Annotated in this window: 1 pseudogene; it reads right to left on the bottom strand. The window is 61.3% G+C overall.

From position 1 onward, the window contains the following. Positions 1-201: 201 nt before the first annotated feature. Positions 202-659: pseudogene (locus tag EN893_RS36700) on the bottom strand (ABC transporter permease); the annotation flags it as partial.

Below are 659 nucleotides of genomic sequence, written 5' to 3'. Positions count from 1 at the left end.
CCCATCGACAGCGGCAGGAAGACGACCTTCTTGCCTTCCAGCGTCTTGTGGAACGTCGTCGAGCGCGGATTTTCCAGGCCCTTGTCCTGGGCGCTGGCGGTGACGATACCGGCAAGCGCGATGCAGGCCGCGGCCAGCCACTTTGTCGTTTTCAGAAGTCGCATGGTTTCCTCCCATTGCATTTTGGCGTTGAAATTGGTGTCAGAGATCCCCTTGCTGGGACGTCTGCTCGTCGCGTGGGTTGACGAGCGAGTCGATGACGATGGCCAGAAGCAGGACCACGCCCTTGACCAGGTTCTGGATCGTGTAGGCGATGTTCATGATCGTCATGCCGTTGAGCAGGATGCCGACGAAGATCGTGCCCAGAATGACGTTGCGAACCTTGCCGTGGCCGCCATTCAGGCCGATGCCGCCCAACACGACGACCAGAAGGATGTCGTAGATCATCGTCGAATTGAAAAGCCGGGCGTTGATCGCCGACGCCGACGAGGCAAGCACCAGCCCGGCGCCGTAGGCGATCAGCGCGCTGATCGCATATTGCGCGACGATCATCGGCCGGTTGGAAATGCCGGTGATCCTGGCGGCGCCCGGATTGTTGCCCATGGCATAGGTCTGCCAGCCGAACCGCGTGCGGCTGAGCACCAGATGCAGCGCCAGGC

It is taken from the genome of Mesorhizobium sp. M7A.F.Ca.CA.004.04.2.1 (genome assembly GCF_004022825.1).
GTDB lineage: Bacteria > Pseudomonadota > Alphaproteobacteria > Rhizobiales > Rhizobiaceae > Mesorhizobium.
This window is presented reverse-complemented; position numbering and strand designations above follow the sequence as displayed.